The 19998-nt window shown below is 61.1% G+C and carries 19 protein-coding genes and 1 other RNA gene; 14 read left to right on the top strand and 6 right to left on the bottom strand.

The genetic code is table 11. The annotated features are described in order from the left end of the window. Window positions 1-24 precede the first annotated feature (24 nt). The 4 genes from dnaE to PV375_RS09180 are packed head-to-tail and all read left to right on the top strand — an operon-like array spanning window position 25 to window position 6432. Entirely contained in the window at window positions 25-3495 is a 3471-nt protein-coding gene (gene dnaE / locus PV375_RS09195) for a DNA polymerase III subunit alpha (protein ID WP_442903945.1), read from the top strand. Between the two features lie 57 nt (window positions 3496-3552). Further along, window positions 3553-4866 carry a histidinol dehydrogenase gene (gene hisD, locus PV375_RS09190; protein ID WP_332107035.1) on the top strand — a complete coding sequence of 438 codons (1314 nt, stop codon included), beginning with the start codon at window positions 3553-3555 and terminating at the stop codon, window positions 4864-4866. Beyond that, window positions 4866-5351: a transcriptional regulator NrdR gene (gene nrdR / locus PV375_RS09185; protein ID WP_201518692.1), complete on the top strand. Its 486-nt coding sequence runs from the start codon at window positions 4866-4868 to the stop codon at window positions 5349-5351. Before hisD ends, nrdR begins: the two co-directional genes overlap by 1 nt. Before the next feature lie 58 nt (window positions 5352-5409). After that, window positions 5410-6432, top strand: a complete 1023-nt coding sequence (locus tag PV375_RS09180) for a quinone-dependent dihydroorotate dehydrogenase (RefSeq protein ID WP_332107034.1) — start codon at window positions 5410-5412, stop codon at window positions 6430-6432. 69 nt (window positions 6433-6501) lie between these two features. Here the strand turns inward: PV375_RS09180 and PV375_RS09175 are convergent, their stop codons facing one another. Beyond that, window positions 6502-7098, bottom strand: a complete 597-nt coding sequence (locus tag PV375_RS09175; protein ID WP_332107033.1) for a DUF3043 domain-containing protein — start codon at window positions 7096-7098, stop codon at window positions 6502-6504. Between the two features lie 75 nt (window positions 7099-7173). Here PV375_RS09175 and PV375_RS09170 point away from each other — a divergent pair, with 75 nt between their 5' ends. The 5 genes from PV375_RS09170 to ctaF all read left to right on the top strand — a co-directional run bounded on the left by PV375_RS09170 (window position 7174) and on the right by ctaF (window position 12266). After that, window positions 7174-8616, top strand: coding sequence for a dipeptidase (locus PV375_RS09170; protein ID WP_332107032.1), 1443 nt, complete (start codon window positions 7174-7176; stop codon window positions 8614-8616). 45 nt (window positions 8617-8661) lie between these two features. Continuing rightward, the gene (gene erpA / locus PV375_RS09165; RefSeq protein ID WP_201518689.1) at window positions 8662-9051 is read left to right on the top strand and encodes an iron-sulfur cluster insertion protein ErpA; all 390 of its coding nucleotides are present in this window, start codon (window positions 8662-8664) and stop codon (window positions 9049-9051) included. Window positions 9052-9162: 111 nt separating this feature from the next. Further along, complete coding sequence (gene ctaC, locus PV375_RS09160) at window positions 9163-10104, top strand: aa3-type cytochrome oxidase subunit II (protein WP_332107031.1); 942 nt, start codon at window positions 9163-9165, stop codon at window positions 10102-10104. 12 nt (window positions 10105-10116) lie between these two features. Further along, on the top strand, window positions 10117-11841 hold the full coding sequence (gene ctaD / locus PV375_RS09155; RefSeq protein ID WP_332107030.1) for an aa3-type cytochrome oxidase subunit I: 1725 nt from the start codon (window positions 10117-10119) through the stop codon (window positions 11839-11841). 5 nt (window positions 11842-11846) lie between these two features. Beyond that, the gene (gene ctaF, locus PV375_RS09150; RefSeq protein WP_332107029.1) at window positions 11847-12266 is read left to right on the top strand and encodes an aa3-type cytochrome oxidase subunit IV; all 420 of its coding nucleotides are present in this window, start codon (window positions 11847-11849) and stop codon (window positions 12264-12266) included. 132 nt (window positions 12267-12398) lie between these two features. Here ctaF and PV375_RS09145 read toward each other — a convergent pair whose 3' ends face one another. Next, on the bottom strand, window positions 12399-12932 hold the full coding sequence (locus tag PV375_RS09145) for an adenine phosphoribosyltransferase (RefSeq protein ID WP_332107028.1): 534 nt from the start codon (window positions 12930-12932) through the stop codon (window positions 12399-12401). A 28-nt stretch (window positions 12933-12960) separates the two neighbouring features. Beyond that, window positions 12961-13470, bottom strand: a complete 510-nt coding sequence (locus PV375_RS09140) for a PH domain-containing protein (protein ID WP_332107027.1) — start codon at window positions 13468-13470, stop codon at window positions 12961-12963. A gap of 74 nt (window positions 13471-13544) precedes the next feature. On the opposite strand from PV375_RS09140, the gene PV375_RS09135 reads away from it, so the two are divergent. The 3 genes from PV375_RS09135 to rnpB all read left to right on the top strand — a co-directional run bounded on the left by PV375_RS09135 (window position 13545) and on the right by rnpB (window position 15582). Next, window positions 13545-14381, top strand: a complete 837-nt coding sequence (locus PV375_RS09135; RefSeq protein ID WP_332107026.1) for a Nif3-like dinuclear metal center hexameric protein — start codon at window positions 13545-13547, stop codon at window positions 14379-14381. Window positions 14382-14411: 30 nt separating this feature from the next. Then, window positions 14412-15149, top strand: a complete 738-nt coding sequence (locus PV375_RS09130; RefSeq protein WP_332107025.1) for a zinc ribbon domain-containing protein — start codon at window positions 14412-14414, stop codon at window positions 15147-15149. 84 nt (window positions 15150-15233) lie between these two features. Continuing rightward, an RNA gene (gene rnpB / locus PV375_RS09125) (RNase P RNA component class A) lies at window positions 15234-15582 on the top strand. 78 nt (window positions 15583-15660) lie between these two features. On the opposite strand, the gene ppgK is transcribed toward rnpB, so the two are convergent. Beyond that, the gene (gene ppgK, locus PV375_RS09120; RefSeq protein WP_332107024.1) at window positions 15661-16452 is read right to left on the bottom strand and encodes a polyphosphate--glucose phosphotransferase; all 792 of its coding nucleotides are present in this window, start codon (window positions 16450-16452) and stop codon (window positions 15661-15663) included. A gap of 10 nt (window positions 16453-16462) precedes the next feature. Beyond that, entirely contained in the window at window positions 16463-17347 is an 885-nt protein-coding gene (gene map, locus PV375_RS09115) for a type I methionyl aminopeptidase (protein WP_332107023.1), read from the bottom strand. Between the two features lie 115 nt (window positions 17348-17462). Here map and PV375_RS09110 point away from each other — a divergent pair, with 115 nt between their 5' ends. Beyond that, a complete protein-coding gene (locus PV375_RS09110; protein ID WP_332107022.1) occupies window positions 17463-17684 on the top strand; it encodes an SPOR domain-containing protein in 222 nt (73 codons plus the stop codon). 12 nt (window positions 17685-17696) lie between these two features. Here PV375_RS09110 and panB read toward each other — a convergent pair whose 3' ends face one another. After that, a complete protein-coding gene (panB, locus tag PV375_RS09105) occupies window positions 17697-18524 on the bottom strand; it encodes a 3-methyl-2-oxobutanoate hydroxymethyltransferase (protein WP_332107021.1) in 828 nt (275 codons plus the stop codon). 126 nt (window positions 18525-18650) lie between these two features. On the opposite strand from panB, the gene glnA reads away from it, so the two are divergent. Further along, window positions 18651-19985, top strand: coding sequence for a type I glutamate--ammonia ligase (gene glnA / locus PV375_RS09100; protein WP_332107020.1), 1335 nt, complete (start codon window positions 18651-18653; stop codon window positions 19983-19985). Window positions 19986-19998 lie beyond the last annotated feature (13 nt).

Genomic DNA, 19998 nt, shown 5'->3' with positions numbered 1-19998 from the left:
CTGCACAATCACACCGAGTATTCGATGCTCGACGGCGCAGCAAAAATCAACGAGGTGTGCGAGCTGGCCGCTGAAATGGGGATGCCGGCGCTAGCGACCACCGACCACGGCAATATGTTTTCGGCCTACGAGTTTTATAAGGCTGCCAAACAGGCCGGGATCAAACCAATCATTGGCACCGAGGCCTACCTGACTCCGGGCACGCACCGCAGTAACCGCGAACGTGTGCGCTGGGGCAACGGCGGCGGTGACGATGTGTCGGGTGGTGGTGCCTACACGCATATGACCATGCTGGCCGAAACCACGCAGGGGATGCACAACCTCTTTCGGCTCTCGAGCTGGGCGTCGATTGAAGGGCAGTATTTCAAGCCCCGCATGGACCGCGAGCTGCTGAACCGCTTCGGTAAGGGAATTATCGCCACCACCGGCTGCCCATCGGGAGAGGTGCAAACACGGCTGCGTTTGGGGCAGTACGAGCTTGCCAAGCAGGCGGCGGGCGAGTTCCAAGACATCTTCGGGAAAGAAAACTTCTTCCTCGAACTCATGGACCACGGCGTCGAGGTCGAACGACGTGTGCGGGATGACCTGCTGCGGCTCGGCAAAGAAATGAACCTGCCGCGAGTGGTCACCAACGACCTGCACTACACGCGCAAAGAAGATGCCGTGCATCACGCGGCGCTGCTGTGTGTGCAATCGGGTTCGACACTGGATGATCCAAACCGGTTTAAATTTGATGGTGAGGGCTACTATCTGAAGTCACCCGCCGAGATGCGGCATCTTTTCCGCGATTTTCAGGACGCCTGTGACAACACGCTGCTGATTGCCGAGCGCTGCAATGCCGAATTTGATGAGTCGGCAAACTTTATGCCGGCATTCCCGGTGCCCGAGGGTGAAACCGAGGCCAGCTGGTTTGAAAAAGAGGTCGACCGTGGCCTGCACTATCGTTACGGCGAGCACATTCCCGCCGAGGTGCGCGAACGAGCCGACTACGAGACCGGAATCATCAAACAAATGGGGTTCCCCGGCTACTTCCTGGTGGTGGCCGACTACATCCAGTGGGCAAAAGAAAATGGTGTGCGCGTGGGCCCCGGACGTGGTTCGGGCGCCGGCTCAATGTGCGCCTACGCCATGCGTATCACCGACCTTGATCCGATCGAGCACGGGCTGATCTTCGAGCGCTTCCTCAACCCCGATCGAGTGTCGATGCCCGACTTTGATATCGACTTCGACGACCGCCGGCGCGGCGAAGTGATCCAGTACGTCACCGAAAAATATGGCGACGACCATGTGGCACAGATTGTCACCTACGGGACGATCAAATCGAAACAGGCCCTCAAAGATGCATCACGGGTGCTTGGCTTCCCCTTCTCGGTGGGCGAAACCCTCACCAAGGCAATGCCCACAGCGGTGATGGGCAAGGACATTCCGCTCGGCGATGTCTTCAACCCCGATGCGCCCCGATATAAAGAGGCGGGCGAGCTTCGCTCGGTTATTGAATCCAGCACCGAGTTTCAAAAAGTATTCGACACCGCGAAGGGGATCGAGGGACTTAAACGACAGTGGGGTGTGCACGCTGCCGGCGTGATCATGTCGTCGGCCCCGATCATCGACGTGATTCCGCTGATGCGTCGCGAACAGGACGGCCAGATCGTCACCCAGTTCGACTATCCGAGCTGCGAGTCGCTGGGCCTGATCAAAATGGACTTTTTGGGCCTGCGCAACCTGACTATCCTTTCGGATGCGATCGACAATATTGCCGAAAACCGGGGCGAAGAAATCGACCTCGAGCGGATGCCGCTTGACGATGCCGGTACCTATCGGCTGCTATCACGCGGCGACACCTTGGGCGTTTTTCAGCTGGATGGTGACGGGCTGCGGGCGCTGCTGCGGCTCATGAAGCCTGACAACTTCAACGACGTTTCGGCAACGATCGCGCTGTATCGCCCCGGCCCGATGGGCGCGAACTCGCACGTCAACTACGCGCATCGCAAAAACGGTCTACAGCCGGTAACTCCCATCCATCCCGAGCTTGAAGAGCCGCTGCGTGACATCCTGGCTGAGTCGTACGGCCTCATCATCTATCAGGAACAGGTGATGGCCATTGCCCAGAAGGTTGCCGGCTACTCGCTCGGACAGGCTGACCTGCTGCGGCGCGCAATGGGTAAAAAGAAAAAGGCCGAGCTCGAAAAACAATTTGAAAAATTTTCAGCCGGGATGCACGCCAACGGCTTCTCAAAGGCGGCAGTGCAGGCGCTGTGGGACATCCTGCTGCCGTTCTCTGACTACGCGTTCAACAAGGCACACTCGGCGGCATACGGTGTGGTGTCGTATTGGACGGCCTACCTCAAGTGCCACTACGCGCCCGAATACATGTCGGGGCTGCTCACCTCGGTGGGTGACTCGCGCGACAAGCTCGCCGAGTATCTCAACGAATGCCGTCACATGGGCATCCGGGTGCTGCAGCCGGATGTGAACGAATCGACACTGCGCTTCCGCGCGGTCGGTGAGGATATTCGTTTCGGTTTGGGCGCGGTGCGTAACGTCGGCGATCAGGTGGTTGCCGACATCGTTGCCGCTCGTGAACGCGAGGGGAAGTTCACCTCTTTCCACGATTTTCTCAACAAAGTACCGACCTCGGTTACCAATAAACGCACTATCGAGTCGCTCATCAAAGCCGGCGCTTTCGATTCACTGGGCTACACCCGACGCGCGCTTGTCGAAATTCACGAGGATGCCGTCGACGCGGCAGTGGCGAAAAAACGTAATGAGGCGCACGGTCAGGTCGATCTGTTTGCCGGCCTCGAAGAGTTTGCCGAAGAAGAGTCGGTGGTTCCCGAACGCCCCGAATTTTCGCGCCGTGACAAGCTCGCTTTTGAGCGTGACATGCTTGGGCTATATGTCTCCGATCACCCGCTGCGTGGACTCGAGGCCGATCTGGCGAAGCTCGCATCCCATCAGATTCTGCATTTGACGGCCGAGGATGCGCAGGTCGCGGACGGCTCACAGGTGCAGATCGCCGGCTTGATGACCGTGGTGCAGCACCGCATTGCCCGGCAATCGGGTAACCCCTACGCCATGGTGACCGTCGAAGACTTCGGCGGTGAAATCACGGTGATGTTCCTCGGCAAGACCTATCAGGAGTATGCTGCGCAGCTGAAATCTGACACGATCGCGGTGATCCGAGGCCGGGCACAGCAGCGTGATGACGGGGTTACGATCACCGCACAGGGGGTGACCGTGCCGCAGCTGTCGGTGGGAGACAACCACGCACTCACGATCACCCTGAACGATCGCCAAGCTACTGTGCCACTGGTCACCGAGCTCGACGCCCTATTGCGGCGCAATGCCGGCGAGAGCGAGGTGCGGATCAGGCTGCGCACGCCCTATGCGATCCGCCGGTTTGAGCTTCCACACCGGGTGGAAAACTCGGGAGCACTGTACTCAGAACTTGTGGCGCTACTCGGGCCGGAATGCCTGGGGGAGCGTCCGTCATAATTCGCAGTCGCGCTCGCGGATGAGCCTCTGCGGGCACACAACTAGAATGGGACCATCATGATGAACACCATTGATTTGCGCGGTCGACAGTTTTCGACCGGGCAGCTGCGTACCGTCCTTCCTCGCCCACAACTCGACGTCACCGCGGCGGTGCCCGGAGCCACCGAGCTCATCAATGAGGTTCGTGAACACGGCGAGGCAGCGCTCAAGGCGCAGGCCGAGCGTTTCGACCGCACCACGGTGTCGGCAATTCGAGTGCCCGTCGCAGAAATTGAGGCGGCAACCGCACAGCTGCAACCCGAAGTGCGTGCCGCGCTTGAAGAGATGATCGCCCGCGTGCGCAAGGCCTCGCAAGCCCAGGTGCCGCCGCCGGCACTCACCGAGGTTGCACCCGGCGCTGCTATCGAGCAGCGCTGGCAGCCGGTCGACCGCGTGGGCCTGTATGTTCCCGGAGGCAAAGCGGTTTATCCCTCGAGCGTCGTGATGAATGTCGTGCCCGCGCAGGTGGCCGGTGTTGCATCCATCGCCATCGCCTCACCCGCGCAGGCCGATCACAACGGACACGTTCACCCCACCATCCTTGCTGCGGCGGGGCTGCTCGGAGTCACCGAGGTCTACGCGATGGGCGGTGCCGGTGCCATCGGTGCGTTCGCCTACGGTGTGGCAGATATTGATCTCGAACCGGTTGATGTGATTACCGGTCCCGGCAATGTTTGGGTGGCCGCGGCCAAGCGGGCCGTGCAATCGGTGGTCGGTATTGATGCCGAAGCCGGCCCCACCGAGATTTTGATCATTGCCGATAACTCGGCCGACCCCGATTTGGTGGCCGCCGACCTGCTGGGTCAGGCTGAACACGACGAGCTCGCTTCGAGCGTGCTCGTCACCGATGATGAGGCGTTCGCCGACCGCGTGCTGGCCGCGCTCGAACCGCGGGTGGTAGCCACCAAACAAAGCGAGCGTGCCGGTATCGCTCTTCGCGGCGAACAATCGGCCATCGTGCTGGTTGACGATATCGCGGCCGCCTGTCGGGTGTCGAATGTCTACGGCCCCGAACACCTCGAAATTCATACCGCCGATGATGCAGCCACGGTTGCCATGATCACCAATGCCGGTGCAATTTTTATCGGCCCCTACGCGCCGGTGCCGCTGGGTGACTATGTGGCCGGATCGAATCACGTGCTGCCCACCGGAGGCTCATCGGCGCACGCATCCGGACTGGGCGCGCACACGTTCCTGCGTTCCCAGCAGCTCATCCGTTATGACCGCGAAGCATTGGCTGCGGTGCGTGATCACATCCGCGCCATTTCACACGACGAAGACCTGCCCGCCCACGGCGAGTCGGTCGACGCACGATTCGAGTCGGAGCGCTGATGTATTGCCCGTTTTGTCGGAATGATGATTCGCGGGTGGTCGATTCTCGAACGATCGATGACGGCACCGCGATTCGTCGTCGACGGCAGTGCCCCGAATGCGGTAACCGGTTTTCGACAATTGAAACCGCCAGCCTCAGCGTAAAAAAACGTTCCGGAGTTGAGGAACCGTTTTCACGCGAAAAGGTAAAAAACGGGGTGCGAAAGGCTTGCCAGGGGCGGCCGGTCACCGAGGGCGACCTGGGGCTGCTCGCACAGCGTGTTGAAGAAACTATCCGCGCGACTGGCGTGTCGCAGGTGGGCGCACGAGATGTGGGGCTCGCGGTGCTGCCATTCCTTCGCGAAATTGACGATGTCGCGTATTTGCGTTTTGCCAGCGTCTACCTCGACTTCGATTCGATGCACGATTTTGAGCGTGCGATCGAACAGCTCAAACATGACGGCGTCACCGCGAAATACGCCAGCGAAACAGACAGCGCCGACTAAGGCCCAAGCGGAAAGGACCACAGTGTTCACTCGGCTCGTACGCTCCGGATATCAGGTCGTGTTCGACACGGTATTTCGCCGGATGGACGCCGAACGGGCGCACCACATTGCCGCTGGTGTGCTGCGGGGCATCGGACGCTGTGAGCCGGTTCGGCGTGTGCTGGGCCGCTGCACACGCCCGGCGAACTCATTGCGCGTAGAAGCGCTCGGGATGGAATTCCCATCGCCCTTCGGGCTGGCCGCGGGGTTTGACAAAAATGCTGACCTGGTTGATGGGTTGACCGCGCTCGGTTTCGGTCACGTCGAGGTCGGCACCATCACACCAAAGGCGCAGCCCGGTAACCCAAAGCCGAGGCTTTTCCGGCTGGTTAACGATCGCGCTCTCATCAATCGCATGGGATTCAACAATGACGGTGCCGAAACCGCGCTTGAGAATCTGCGAGCGCGTCGCAACCGCCAGGCGATTGTGGGCATCAATATTGGCAAAAACAAGGTGACTGCGGCCGAGGATGCGGTTGACGACTATGTTTCGGCGGCTAAAACCCTGCGCGGGCAGGCCGACTATCTGGTCATCAATGTTTCGTCGCCGAACACCCCGGGGCTGCGCGGTCTGCAGGAACTTGACGCATTGGAGCCGATTTTGCGGGCAACCCTGGAAGCTGCCGACGGGGTACCGCTGCTGGTAAAAATCGCGCCCGACCTGGCCGATGATCAGGTGCAACGCATCGCCGAGCTGGTGCGGCGCATCGGCCTCGCCGGCATCGTGGCAACGAACACGACCATCCAGCGCGAACCGCTGGCAACCAGTTCACGAGTGGTGGAAGCATTCGGTGCCGGTGGCCTATCGGGTGCGCCGGTGCGGGAACGCTCGCTCGAGGTGCTGAAGCTGTTGCGTGCCGAGCTTGGTGATGCACCCTGCATCATTTCGGTGGGCGGCGTGACCGACGCGTATGACGTGCACGAACGACTCGCAGCCGGTGCCACCCTGGTGCAGGGATACACGGCGTTCCTTTACGAGGGACCACAATGGGCGGCCGCTATCAACCGCGGACTCGAACGCCTGCGTCGACGCGGGCGATAGTTACTGGCGTAAAACACTGGTGCCGGGCACGCAACGATTGCGAGTGCCCGGCGCCGGTGTTTTACCGCGCTATTTGTAGTTGGCGGTGAACTCGATTGAGCTGAAGCGCTTGACACGGGCCTTCGGCAGACGCATGAACCGCATCTGCATACTGCGCGAAATTGCCTGCCACACGAAACCGTTTTCGGTTCGGCTCTCGCCGATAACGCTCGCGACCCGCTTGCGGGCAATGAGGCCGAGCGCGACGCCCTCGACGATGCAGACGATGAGATAGGTCCAGATCGCCAGCAGCGCGAAGGTGCTGTAGTACTGCAGGCCGGGGATCATGGTGGCAAAAATCACCAGGAACATGAACGGCACCAGCAGCTCACCGAGTGTGAAACGAATGTCGACAAAGTCACGCAGGAAGCGTTTTTGCGGGCCGCGCTCTTTCGGGCGCAGATACTGGTCTTCGCCGCGGGCCATACCCTCGCGTGCCTTCGCCTGTTCACGGCGAATCTGCTCGCGCGCCTGCTTTGAGGCAGCCTTGCGGTCTTCCGGAACCAGCGGGTGGAAGTTTTGTGCCTCACGCTCTCGACGACGAGGTGTGGGGCCCTTCTTTCCCTGGGTCGGGGCAGCGGCTTCGTTGTCGCTGTTTTCGGCCGGCTGGGTCTGGTGTTTTGCCATGGTCCTTGTTCTACCTCCGGGTGGCTAGGTCCTGTCTATCCTAGTTGACTCAGCAGCTGCCAGTACGCTGTCGCTATGTCGCAATCTCAACAGGCGGACAACTCCGCATCACTCGACCAATTCCGTAGCGAACTCGTCGACCGGATCGATCTCGGGATGCCTCACACCATTGATCGGCTCGCCAATTTGGTTCGCATCCCATCAGTTTCTTGGGACGCTTTTGATCGCGAGCAGGTGCAGCGCAGCGCCGAATTTGTGCGCGAGCAGCTCGTGCAGACCGGACTTTTTGATGAGGTCGAAATTCACCAGTATGAGGATGCTGCCGGCCGGCCGGGACAACCGGGCGTGATTGCGCACCGCGCCCCCGCACCCGGTGCGCCCACCGTGCTGCTGTACGCGCATCATGACGTGCAGCCGCCCGGGGATGAGCGTAAGTGGGATTCGCCGGTGTATGAGCCGACGATCCGCGGTGAGCGGCTTTACGGTCGCGGTGCGAGTGACGACAAGGCCGGGGTGATGCTGCACATTGCCGCGCTTGAAGCCCTGCGTGATATTTGTGAGGCACATCAGCAGCAGCTGCCGATCGGGATCTCGGTGTTTATCGAGGGCGAAGAAGAAAACGGTTCGCGCAGCTTCGGTCGTTTTCTCGACGAGCATCGGGATGCGCTTGGCTCCGACTACATCATCGTGGCCGACAGCGATAACCCGAGCACCGAGACGCCCGGACTGACGGTTGCGCTGCGCGGCAATGTGACCTTTGCACTCACCGTGCGTTCGCTTACCGGTGCCTGGCATTCGGGCATGTTCGGGGGAGTGGCTCCCGACGCCATGCTGGTAGTGACGCGCCTGCTGAACAGCCTGTGGGATGAAAACGGCTCGGTCGCGGTTCCCGGTCTGCGCTCGCATTCCGCACCGGTGCCGGAATATGACGAGCAGCAATTGGCGAACGAAATTGGCGCGATCGGTGGTCAGCTGATCGGCGTGGGCCCGGTGCGCGAACGTACCTGGTACCAGCCGGCGATCACCATCACCGGTATTGACGCACCATCGGTGGCAGAGTCATCCAATACGCTGCTGCCCGAGGTGCGGGTGCGGGTTTCGGCTCGTATTGCTCCCGGCCAGCCTGCCGGTGAAGCGGCAGATGCACTGATGGACTATTTGCGGGCGCAGGTGCCCTGGGGTGCCGAGCTTGAGTTTGATGATCTGGATGTGGGGGAGCCCTTCCTGGTCGACACCGAAGCTGCCGGCGTTGCGCAGATGTGCTCCGCAATGCGGGATGCGTGGGGCGTCGAACCCGAGCTCACCGCCATCGGTGGCTCGATTCCATTCGTTGCCGAACTCGTCGAGCGCTTCCCCGACGCCCAGATTTTGGTGACCGGCGTGGAAGACCCCGAAACCCGGGCGCACTCACCGAATGAATCGCAGCACCTGGGCGTGTTGCGCAAGGCCATCAAGGCCGAGGCACTGTTTTTGGCGGGACTTGTGCTGGGAAGCGACACAGCCCAGCAAGCGGAATAACCGGCGGGTCGCCGGCGTTACATAGCGAAACGATTGGGAGGAATCATGACCACCGAAACCCAGACCGAAGTGGCGAGCGGCCTCGACGGAATCACCATGACCGAGCACACGCACGGCGTGAAACTCACGCAGGCTGCTGTCGACAAAGTGAAGGCACTGCTCAACCAGGAGGGACGCACCGACCTGCGACTGCGTGTAGCGGTGCAGCCGGGCGGCTGCTCGGGGCTGATCTACCAGCTCTATTTCGATGAGCGTGAGCTTGAGAATGACGCAGTGGTCGACTTCGATGGCGTTGAACTGATCGTGGATGAAATGAGCGTTCCATATCTCGAGGGCGCCACCGTTGACTTCAGCGACACCATTGAAAAGCAGGGCTTCACGATCGACAACCCCAACGCCGCTGGATCGTGTGCCTGCGGTGACTCGTTCCACTAAAAACGGGCAAAAATCGCAACTGGCAGGCATTTTTTCGGGGCGAGCGGCGCGCACGCGGGGTGGCGTGGGCGCCGCTCGCCCGAAAATGTGACTACACTGTGAGTCGTCTGTATGCGTCTTCTCGAAAGGTCCATCGTGCGGAAGAACCACATTAAGAAGTGGCTAGCCGGAGGTACGGCCGCGCTAGCGGCGCTCGTGCTCACCGGCTGCACTGAAGCGGAGCTTGCGGCCTATATGCCAGGCCACAAGGGCATCAGTGACGTGGGTGATGCCATCGGTAACTTCTGGGCCAACTCGTGGGTGGCGCTCATGGGTGTGGGTTTGCTCACCTGGGGCCTGGTTATCTGGGCTTCGGTTGCCTACCGTCGCCGGAAGAACGAAACCGGTATGCCGCAGCAGATGCGCTACCACATGCCGATTGAGATCATGTTTACGGTGATCCCCGTCGTGCTGGTCGCCGGGTTCTTTGCTTTCACCGCACGTGAGCAGGCCAAGATCGAAGAGAACTGGGCTGACGATGAGCGCGAGGTGCACATCGAGGTCTACGGCAAGCAGTGGGCATGGGACTTCAACTACCTCGAGGTCGAGGGCTCGCCCCACGACCACGCTGCCGTGTACTACCAGGGTGTGCAGGCTGAAGAAGTGCGTGACGCCGACGGCAAAACCACCGGTGAAATCAACATGGACAAGCTGCCCACGCTCTACCTGCCGGTTGACGCCAAGGTCACCATCGACCTCAAGTCGCGTGACGTCGCCCACTCGTTCTGGGTGCCGCAGTTCCACTACAAGGAAGACACCATTCCCGGTAAGACCAACCAGATGTCGTTCACTCCCACCGAGGAAGGCACCTACATCGGTAAGTGCGCCGAGCTGTGTGGTGAGTACCACTCGATGATGCTGTTCCAGGTCAAGGTGGTTTCGGCAGGCGAATACAAGGAGTACCTCGACAGCCTCGCCGCCCAGGGCAACACTGGCGCCGTCGGCGACGAGTTCAACCGCAACTTGCACAACCCGGGTACCAAGGTCCCCGAAATCCAACACGAAGAGCACTAAGGCAGGGTAAAGATGAGTTCAACGCTTAACCGGCCGACAGGCATCGAAGGTAACGAAGGACCGCTCACGGTTTCCGACCTCGACCGCAACACGATCGGCAAAAAGGGCAACGCAATCGTTGACCTAATCACCACCACCGACCACAAGAAGCTCGGGTACATGTACCTGGTTTCGTCGGTTGTATGGTTCTGCATCGGTGGTGTGCTTGCGCTGCTGATCCGTGGTCAGCTGTTTGCACCCGGCATGGAAATGATTGCCACCAAGGAGCAGTTCAACCAGCTGTTCACCATGCACGGCACGATCATGCTCCTCATGTTTGCAACCCCGCTGTTCGCTGGCTTTGCCAACGTGCTGGTGCCGCTACAGATCGGTACCGCTGACGTTGCCTTCCCGCGACTCAACAACTTCGCCTACTGGCTGTACAGCTTCGGTGCGATCATCGCGGTGCTCGGCTTCCTCACCCCGCAGGGTGCCGCATCCTTCGGCTGGACTGCCTACACCCCGCTGTCGCTTTCGACCTTCAGCCCCGGTGCCGGTGGTCACCTCTGGGTTGCCGGTCTGGCACTCACCGGATACGCCACCATTTTCGGTGCGGTGAACTTCATCACCACGATCCTCACCATGCGTGCACCCGGTATGACCATGTGGCGAATGCCAGTGTTCACCTGGAACACGCTCATCACCTCAATCCTGGTGCTGTTCGCCTTCCCCGTGCTCACCGCTGCCTGGTTCGGCCTGCTCATGGACCGTGTTTTCGGCACACATATTTATGACGTCGACGCGGGCGGCACGATCCTCTACCAGCACCTGTTCTGGTTCTTCGGACACCCAGAGGTGTACGTCATCGCGCTGCCGTTCTTCGGCATCGTCTCGGAGATCTTCCCGGTGTTCAGCCGCAAGCCGATCTTCGGTTACAAGACCCTGGTGCTCGCGACCATCGCGATTGCCGCGCTCTCGGCTTCAGTGTGGGCACACCACATGTACGTCACCGGCTCGGTGCTGCTGCCGTTCTTCGCCCTGATGACCATGCTCATCGCGGTGCCAACCGGTGTGAAGATCTTCAACTGGATCGGTACCATGTGGCGCGGTTCGATCACCTTCGAAACCCCGATGCTGTTCTCGCTCGGCTTCCTGGTGTCGTTCGTTTTCGGTGGTCTCACCGGTGTCATCCTGGCCTCGTCGATGCTCGACTTCCACGTCTCCGACACCTACTTCGTCGTGGCTCACTTCCACTACGTGATTTTCGGTACCGTGGTGTTCGCAATGTTCGCTGGCTTCTACTTCTGGTGGCCCAAGTTCACCGGCAAGATGCTCAACGAGCGTCTGGGCAAGATCCACTTCTGGATTTTGTTCGTCGGCTTCCACACCACCTTCCTGATCCAGCACTGGCTCGGTGTGATGGGTATGCCCCGTCGTTACTTCACCTACCAGGCAGAGGCGCACTACACCTGGATGAACCAGGTTTCGTCGATCGGTGCCATCATCCTGGCAGTTTCGATGATTCCGTTCTTCATCAACGTGTTCCTCACCCACCGCAACGGCAAGAAGGTAACCGTGAACGACCCGTGGGGCTACGGTGGCTCGCTCGAGTGGGCAACCAGCTGCCCGCCGCCGCGTCACAACTTCACTTCGATCCCGCGCATCCGCTCGGAGCGTCCGGCGTTCGACCTCAACCACCCTGAGCTCGCTGCACCCGGTGCACACGACGAGCCTGTCACCGTCGGCGGAAAGGCGTAAGACACATGCGGACAAATGCAAAGCTCCTTTGGGCGCTGTCGGTTTTTTACGCGGTGATGGCTGCCGCCTACATCGCGTGGACCTGGATTGACGCCGGCCAGCCCGAGCCCGTCGGCTCGGTGGCCTTCGTGCTGATGATCGCCTTCTCGATGTTCATCGCCTTCTACCTGGACATTGAAGACAAGCCGTTTCGCAAGAAGCGGCTGCCCGAAGACCGGGAAGAAGCCGAGATTCACGAGGCTGACTCCGAACTCGGTTTTTTCGCGCCGCACTCGATGTGGCCGTTCGTTACCGCCGCTGGCATCGGGTTCGTTTTCGCGAGCATCGCCTTCGGCTGGTGGCCCGCCTTCTTCCTCGCGCCGATCGCGCTTGTCGGTGTGATCGGGTGGTCGTACGAGTTCTACCGCGGCCACTACGGTCACTAGCAACTCAAACAACAGCGCCGGTGCGGGTTTTGCCTGCACCGGCGCTTTTTGTTTCCCGGTGACTGAGGGATTGAGACGAACTCGCTGGGTGTCGTCGCGGTCTGCGACCAGAGGTGATAAACCCGAGAACGCCTAGTAGCTGAACACGCGGTGTAGCGGTGCACCACCGGAGCGGCGGAGTAACTCGGCACCGCCAAGGTTTTCGAGCTCGACCAGAACACTGGTTCCGACAAGCTCGCAGCCAATTTCGCCGATCAGCTGCTGCGCGGCCAGCAGTGTGCCGCCGGTTGCAAGCACATCATCGAGCAGTAGCACCCGGGTGCCGCGCGGCAGGTCGTCGTGCATCTCGATGGCGGCGGTGCCGTACTCGAGCGTGTACTCCACCGATGCGGCCGGACGCGGAAGCTTACCGGCCTTGCGAATCGGCGCGAGTCCGGCACCCGAGAAGGCAGCGGCCGCACCGGCAAATAAGAAACCGCGTGCTTCAACACCGGCAACCACATCAAACTGGCCGGCAAAGGGGCGCAGCATCTCGGCCGTGATCGCTCGAAACGCGTCCGCATCCGCCAAGAGCGGCATTATGTCGCGAAAAATGATGCCCGGCTGGGGGTAGTCGGGGATAGAGACGATCAGAGATTGTGCGCGTTCGAGTTCGGGGCTGAGCATATATTCAGCCTAGTTCGCTCGGCGCGCGCTAGTGATCCTGTGCCAATCGTTCTTCGCGGTCGAGACGGAAAAGCAGTTCGGTGATGCGCACGTGCACTTTTTCAACCTGCGGAATATCGTCGAGCAGCAGTGGATTATCGGCTGAGGTTTCAAGAATCAGCGTGCCGCAGCGGAAGATCCGGTCGATGAATGAACGGTCATACGACACATTCGAAATGCGACCAAGCGGGATATCGTGCCCGGTCTTGTTCAGAATTCCGGCTCGCGTAATGATGCGGCGGTTGGTGATCGTGTAGGTGGTGGTAGCCCACTTCAATAGCGGCACAATCGTGAGCGGAACCAGCAGGATTACCGCCAGACCGAAGATGACCCACGAGCCGATCGGCTGCCAGTTGGAAGGTAGCAGCAGGGCGCCAACAACAGCGGCAATAACGATCAACAGGCCGAGCAGCAGCCAGCCCAGGATGCGCTTAATGTGCGTGCGAAGGTGGTAGATGATCTGCTCATCGCTGCCGAGCAGGCGCTTCGGAATTCCCATACCCAAGAGCCTATTGCGCATCCGTAAACAGCGTGTAGCTCGGGTTCAGATTTGGAGTTCGGTACGCTGACGGTATGACCACTCTGCGTGAATTGCGAGCCACTATTGATGCGCTGTATCCCGCAGCCGACGCTCAGTCGTGGGATGCGGTGGGACTTGCAAGCGGCGACCCGGATGCTGTGATCGAGCGGATGCTTTTTGCCGTCGATCCGGTAGCTGCCACGGTGACCGAGGCTCTCGAGTGGCGAGCGCAGCTGCTGTTCACGCACCATCCGCTGCTACTGCGCGGCGTCACCTCAATCGCCGAAGACCAATATAAGGGCGCGCTTTTGGCGCGGCTCATTCGCGGGGGATGCGCGCTCGAGTCGGCCCACACAAATGCCGATGTGGTTGAGTCAGGCCCCACCGGAACCATTTTTGATCGTCTCGGTATTCCAGCGGGTGCCGAGGAACGCATCCCGATTGAGCCGTTGGCGAATAATCCCGCACGCGGAATCGGCCTGGTGGGTGAACTCCCCGAACCGATCACCCTACGGGAATTCGCCGAGCGAGTGGCCGCGATTTTCCCGGCCACCGCGGGCGGGGTTCGGGTGGCCGGAGAACCCGAGCAGCCGGTGCGCCGAGTGGCCTGTTGCTCTGGCGCTGGCGACTCGCTACTCTCGCACCCGCTGGTGCGCGGCGCCGATGTGTATTTGACGAGTGACCTGCGTCATCACCCGGCATCCGAGGCCCGCGAGCAGGCGATTTTGACCGGCGGGCCGGCGCTCGTTGATACCGCGCATTTTGCTAGCGAGTGGTTGTGGCTCGATGGCGCCGCCGCGCGCATCCGCGAGGCACATCCCGATATTGAGGTGCGGGTGTCAACGCACAATACCGACCCGTGGACATTCACGGTGGCACAGCAGGCGTGAGCGCCACAAGACGAGAGGAGCACCGGCACGATGAGAGCCAGCACCGAACACCAGCTGCAATTGCTGAAACTCGCTGAAGTGGATAGCGCCACCGATCGACTACAGCACCTTGCCAAAAACATGCCCGAGCATGAGCATCTGCTTTCGATCGAAAACGATCGCCGTAGCCGGCGGCAAGCAGCGGCACAGGCACACGGGGCGCTGGATGCGGCACAGGCAGAGCTCGCCCGCACTCGCGACGATTCGCGCGTGGTGGCAGAGCGCCGGGCGCGCGACGAGCAGTTGCTTGCCGAATCTACCTCCACGAAAGAAATTGCCGGGCTGCAGGCAGAGCTCGCCACCCTGACCAGGCGCGGCGATGCTCTCGCCGCCAGTGAGCTGGAGCAGGAAGAAACTGTGGCTGAGCTCCAGCAACAGCTCGACACCGCGCGCACCTCGCTCAATGAAATTGAAGAACTCGCGGCAGATTTGCTGCAGCGGCGCGAACAGGCTCGCGACCACATTCGCGAGCAGGCGCGTGATCTGCAGCTGCGGCGTAAAGCCATTATTGACAGCGTCCCCGCCGAACTGTTGCAGGCATATGAGCGGGCACGGAAAAACTCCGGAATCGGCGCGGCCGAACTGGTTGGCACTGTTTCCACGGCTTCAAACCTTGAGCTTGGTCAAAGCGAGCTGGCACAAATACGCAGCCTCGCCGCCGATGAGCTCGCCTACTGCCCGGTCACCGGGGCAGTGCTGGTGCGCACGGCACGATCAGACCTGCAATAGTCTCAGTCATGCTGTCGGCACGGCGGCGGGTGGGCCGTGCTGTCGGCACCGATGCGGGTGGGGCTACAATTGGTCGGTACGAACAGGGCCGGCCAGGCGACCGCGACTCACTCTGGTGAATCGAGGAACGTCCGGGCTCCGCAGAGCAGGACGGTGGGTAACACCCACCCGGGGTAACCCGCGAGACAGTGCCACAGAAAACAAACCGCCCGCAGCGCGGGTAAGGGTGAAAAGGTGCGGTAAGAGCGCACCGGATGCGCGGTGACGCGCATCGCACGGTAAACCTCGTCCGGAGCAAGGCCAATAGGGAACGTTGACGCGGCTCGCCGAGTTCCCGGGTGAGCTGCTAGAGCGACACGGTAACGTGCCGCCGAGATAGATGGTCGCCACGGGGTAACCCGTACAGAACCCGGCGTATCGGCCGGCCCGTTCGTGCTCTACGAGCCGATTCCTAGCAGGCGAGCCCGTCGTGCGCTGCGATCCGGTTCGTATTTTGCTGTGCCGACCGGTGCTACTCCCAGCCCGAAGCCCCCAGCAGCGCGGCGCCAATAATGCCGGCATTATTTTTTAATTTTGCTGGCACGATCGGCGTATTGACATCGATGAGCGGGATGAATTCGGTCGCGCGCTTCGAGATTCCGCCCGAGATTACGAACACATCCGGCGAGAAGAGCTCCTCAAGCTTGCGAAAATAGGGGGAGAGCCGGGCACACCAGGTGGCATCGTCGATTCCCTCACGCTCTCGAACCTTTGCCGAGGCGTACCGCTCATAGTCGGCGTGACCGTCGAGCTCCATATGGCCGAGCTCGGTGTTTGGGAAGAGATCGCCACGATAGACCAGCGCCGAACCGATCCCGGTGCCGAGTGTCAGCACGAGCACCGAACCCTTTGCCGCATCCGCATTACCAAACTTAACCTCGGCAACACCGGCCGCATCCGCATCATTCACGAGCGAAACCGGTGCGCTCAACGCCTGGGCAAACATGCTGCGGGCATCGAAACCCACCCATTCCGGCGCGATATTCGCGGCGGTCATCGACCGGCCGTGGCGAATCACCGCGGGCATACAGATACCAATCGGGAGGGTATCGAGCGCGGAAACTTTGGTATCAAGTTCCTGCGCACGGATACGCTCCAACAGCGTGAGCACCGCGGCACGCACATCCGCGATGGCAGCACCCTGAGGGGTGGCCTCTTTGCACCGCTTACCGAGCAGCTTGCCCTTCTTGCAGTCGACAACACCGCCCTTGATGCCGGTGCCGCCAATATCGATGCCGATTGCGTAGCGTGCCGATTTCGCCATGCTGCTGCCTCTATCCGTTTCGTTGTGAGGCGGGAAGCGTGAGAATTTCGGGCCCGTCCTCGCCAATGTAAATCGTGTGTTCGAATTGCGCGCAGCGCGAACCGTCTTTGGTGACAATGGTCCAGCCGTCATCCCACGAGGTCCAGTCTTGCGAGCCGGTGACGAGCATCGGCTCAACCGTGAACACCATGCCCGGCTCAATCACATCGGTGAAGCGGTCGGTGTCGTAGTGGGGGATGATCAGGCCGCTGTGGAAGGCGCGGCCGACACCGTGCCCGGTGTAGTCGCGCACCGACTCATAGCCAAAACGGCCCGCGTATTTTTCGATCACGCGGCCAATGACATTCACTTCGCGGCCCGGCTTGGCCGCCCGAATACCGCGCATCATTGCCTCGTGGGCGACATTGATGAGCTGTTGTGACCCGTCGTCGATCGTGCCGACGGCATACATGCGGTTCGTGTCACCGTGCATCCCGTTGAAATAGGCCGTGACATCAATATTGAGAATATCGCCAGACTCGAGCACGGTGCTGTCGGGGATGCCGTGACAGATGCACTCATTGAGCGAGGTGCAGCACGACTTCATAAATCCTCGGTAGCCGAGCGTCGAGGGGTATGCATCGCGCTCGATCAAAAAATTGTGGGCGAGTTCATCCAGCCGGTCGGTGGTGGCCCCCGGCACTACAAACTGTTCGAGATATTCGAGACAGTCGGCGGCGATTTGCGAGGCCGCGCGCACCCGTTCGAGCTCTTCGGGACTGTAAAAATCGCCGGTGCCATCGGGTTCGTTTGGCTCCGCACGGTCCACATATTCGGGGCGGGGTATGTGGTGGGGGACGGTGCGGCGGGGCGAGACGACGCCCGGGACGAGCAGACCCTGTGAATCTTTCGGCATGGTTTGATCCTAGTGCGCCCGGCTGCGTGACTGCGGAGCGGTGGTGCTGTCGAGTCTGGGCCGCAAATGCGAGCAGTGTCGCGTATGCGGCGGCTTCTCGGTTCACCATGCCAGCATGGGATACATGTTTGGAAACAAAAAGACTCAGTACTGGTACAACACCCGCACCGGCGAGGTTGAGCAGGGTAAACAATCGCCGGCGCATGAGCTGCTCGGTCCCTTCGATACGGCCGACCAGGCACTTCATGCCGATGAGCGGCTGCGCGCAAATGCGCAGGAGTGGGCAGAAGACGACGCCCGCGAAGAGGCCGAACGAAACGGCGAACAATACGAATAGCTCGCCGCGGCGCTACTGCTGCGTGTTTTCGTAAATCTCTGCCTCGGATGGGTAGGCACCCGAGCGCACATCATCCACGTAGTGGCGCGCTGCCTCACCGAGCACACCTGCAAGGTCTGCGTAGCGGCGCACGAATCGGGGCGTGCGGCCGGTGGTCAGTCCGAACGCATCCTGCCAAACGAGAATCTGGCCGTCGCAGCCGGCCCCGGCACCAATCCCGATCGTCGGGATTTGCAACTGTTCGGTAACCCGCTGGGCAACATCCGCCGGCACCATCTCAAGCACCACGGCAAACGCGCCGGCGCGCTCAACAGCGAGCGCATCGGCAAGCAGCTGAGCCTCGGCAGCGCCGCGGCCCTGCACCACATGCCCGCCGAGGCCGTGCTCCGATTGCGGCGTGAAGCCGACGTGCCCGCACACGGGGATACCCGACTCGGTGAGCCGCCGGATCTGCGCCGCCATCCGTTCGCCGCCCTCGAGCTTCACCGCCGCAACATTGGTTTCTTTCATGAACCGGGATGCGGTTTGCCAGGCTTGGTCGGGCGAATTTTCGTACGAACCGAAGGGGAGGTCAGCGACCACCAGGGCGCGCTGTGCCGCACTGGCCACCGCGCGTGCCATGGGGATGAGCTCATCCGTGGTGATCGGCAGCGTTGTTTGGTAGCCGAGCACGACGTTCGCGGCCGAATCACCCACCAGCAGCAGATCAACATCCGCGGCATCGAAGATTGCGGCGGTGAGCGCGTCGTAGCTGGTGAGTGCGGTGATTTTGTGGCCGGCAGCTTTCGCCTGGGCGAAGTGCCGGGTGCGAATACGCTTGCGAGGTTCTGGCTGGCTCATGCCGACAGTCTAAGCGCTGACACCGAGCATCAGCCCGGATCGCAGCCGCTGCAGGCGGTGTGACGGTAGCCTGGAATATATCCGCAGCAGCCGGATCGCGACGATATTTTCGGAAGGTGTGCGCTCATGAGCCGACAGCAAGACTATGTGCTTCAAGCCATTGAAGAACGCGACATACGCTTCGTGCGGCTGTGGTTTACCGATGTGAACGGTTCGCTCAAATCGGCCGCTCTGGCACCCGCCGAAGTGGAGGGAGCATTTTCTGAGGGCGTGGGGTTCGACGGCTCGTCAATTGAGGGGCTTACCCGGCGCACCGAATCCGACATGTTGCTGCGACCCGACCCGTCAACCTTCCAAGTGCTGCCATGGCGCCATGTTGACCCCACCGCGCGCATGTTCTGTGACCTCACGACCCCCGACGGCCAGCCCGCGGCGGCCGACCCGCGCGGGGTGCTGCGCCGAGCCCTCGACCACGCCGCCGAAATGGGATTTGGGTTTTTTGTGCATCCCGAGATCGAGTTCTATCTGTTCGAATCGGGTAAGCCCGGTCCCGAAGGGCTCATCCCGGTGGATGAAGCGGGCTATTTTGACAACGTTGCCGGCGGCGTCACCCACGAGTTTCGTCGCCGCGCCGTGCGCCTGCTCGAAGATCTCGGCATCCCGGTTGAATACAGCCACCACGAGGGTGGCCCCGGACAAAACGAAATTGACCTGCGCTATGCCGACGCGCTCACGATGGCCGACAACATCATGACCTTCCGCACCGTGGTCAAAGAGGTTGCGGTTGAACAGGGCGTGTTTGCATCGTTCATGCCGAAGCCACTCAGCGGCTGGCCCGGATCGGGTATGCACTGCCACCTGTCACTCTTTGAGGGCGATACGAACGTGTTCTACGAACCGGGTGCGCGCCACCAGCTCTCGCAAACGGGGCGCCGATTCATCGCCGGGCTGCTGCGCCACGCGCCCGAAATCACCGCCCTCACCTGCCAAACGGTGAACTCTTACAAACGCATCTGGGGTGGTGATGAGGCACCGAGCCACGTGTGCTGGGGCCACAACAACTCTTCGGCGTTGGTACGAGTGCCCACCTACAAACCCAATAAGGGCAACTCGGCGCGAGTGGAATATCGCGCGCTCGACTCGGCAGCCAACCCCTACCTGGCATTCGCGGTGCTGCTCGAAGCCGGCCTCAAGGGCATCGCCGAAGAATACGAGCTGCCCGAAGAAATCGACGGCGACCTGCGAGACCTCAGCGAACGAGAACGGCGCGTGCTGGGATTTAAAACCCTGCCATCGAACCTCGACACGGCCCTCGAACTCACGCAGGAGTCGGAACTGGTCGCCCAAACCCTCGGTGAACAGCTGTTCAGCTACTTCCTCGACAACAAACATGATGAGTGGCGCCAATACCGCGCCCAGATCACCGATTATGAGCTGCGCACCGGGCTCGCGAAGTACTAGTCACTGAGATAAC

This window comes from Gulosibacter sp. GYB002, assembly GCF_036577665.1.
GTDB lineage: Bacteria > Actinomycetota > Actinomycetes > Actinomycetales > Microbacteriaceae > Gulosibacter > Gulosibacter hominis.
The sequence above is the reverse complement of the archived record's forward strand: the minus strand, read 5'-3'. Positions and strand labels throughout refer to the sequence as shown.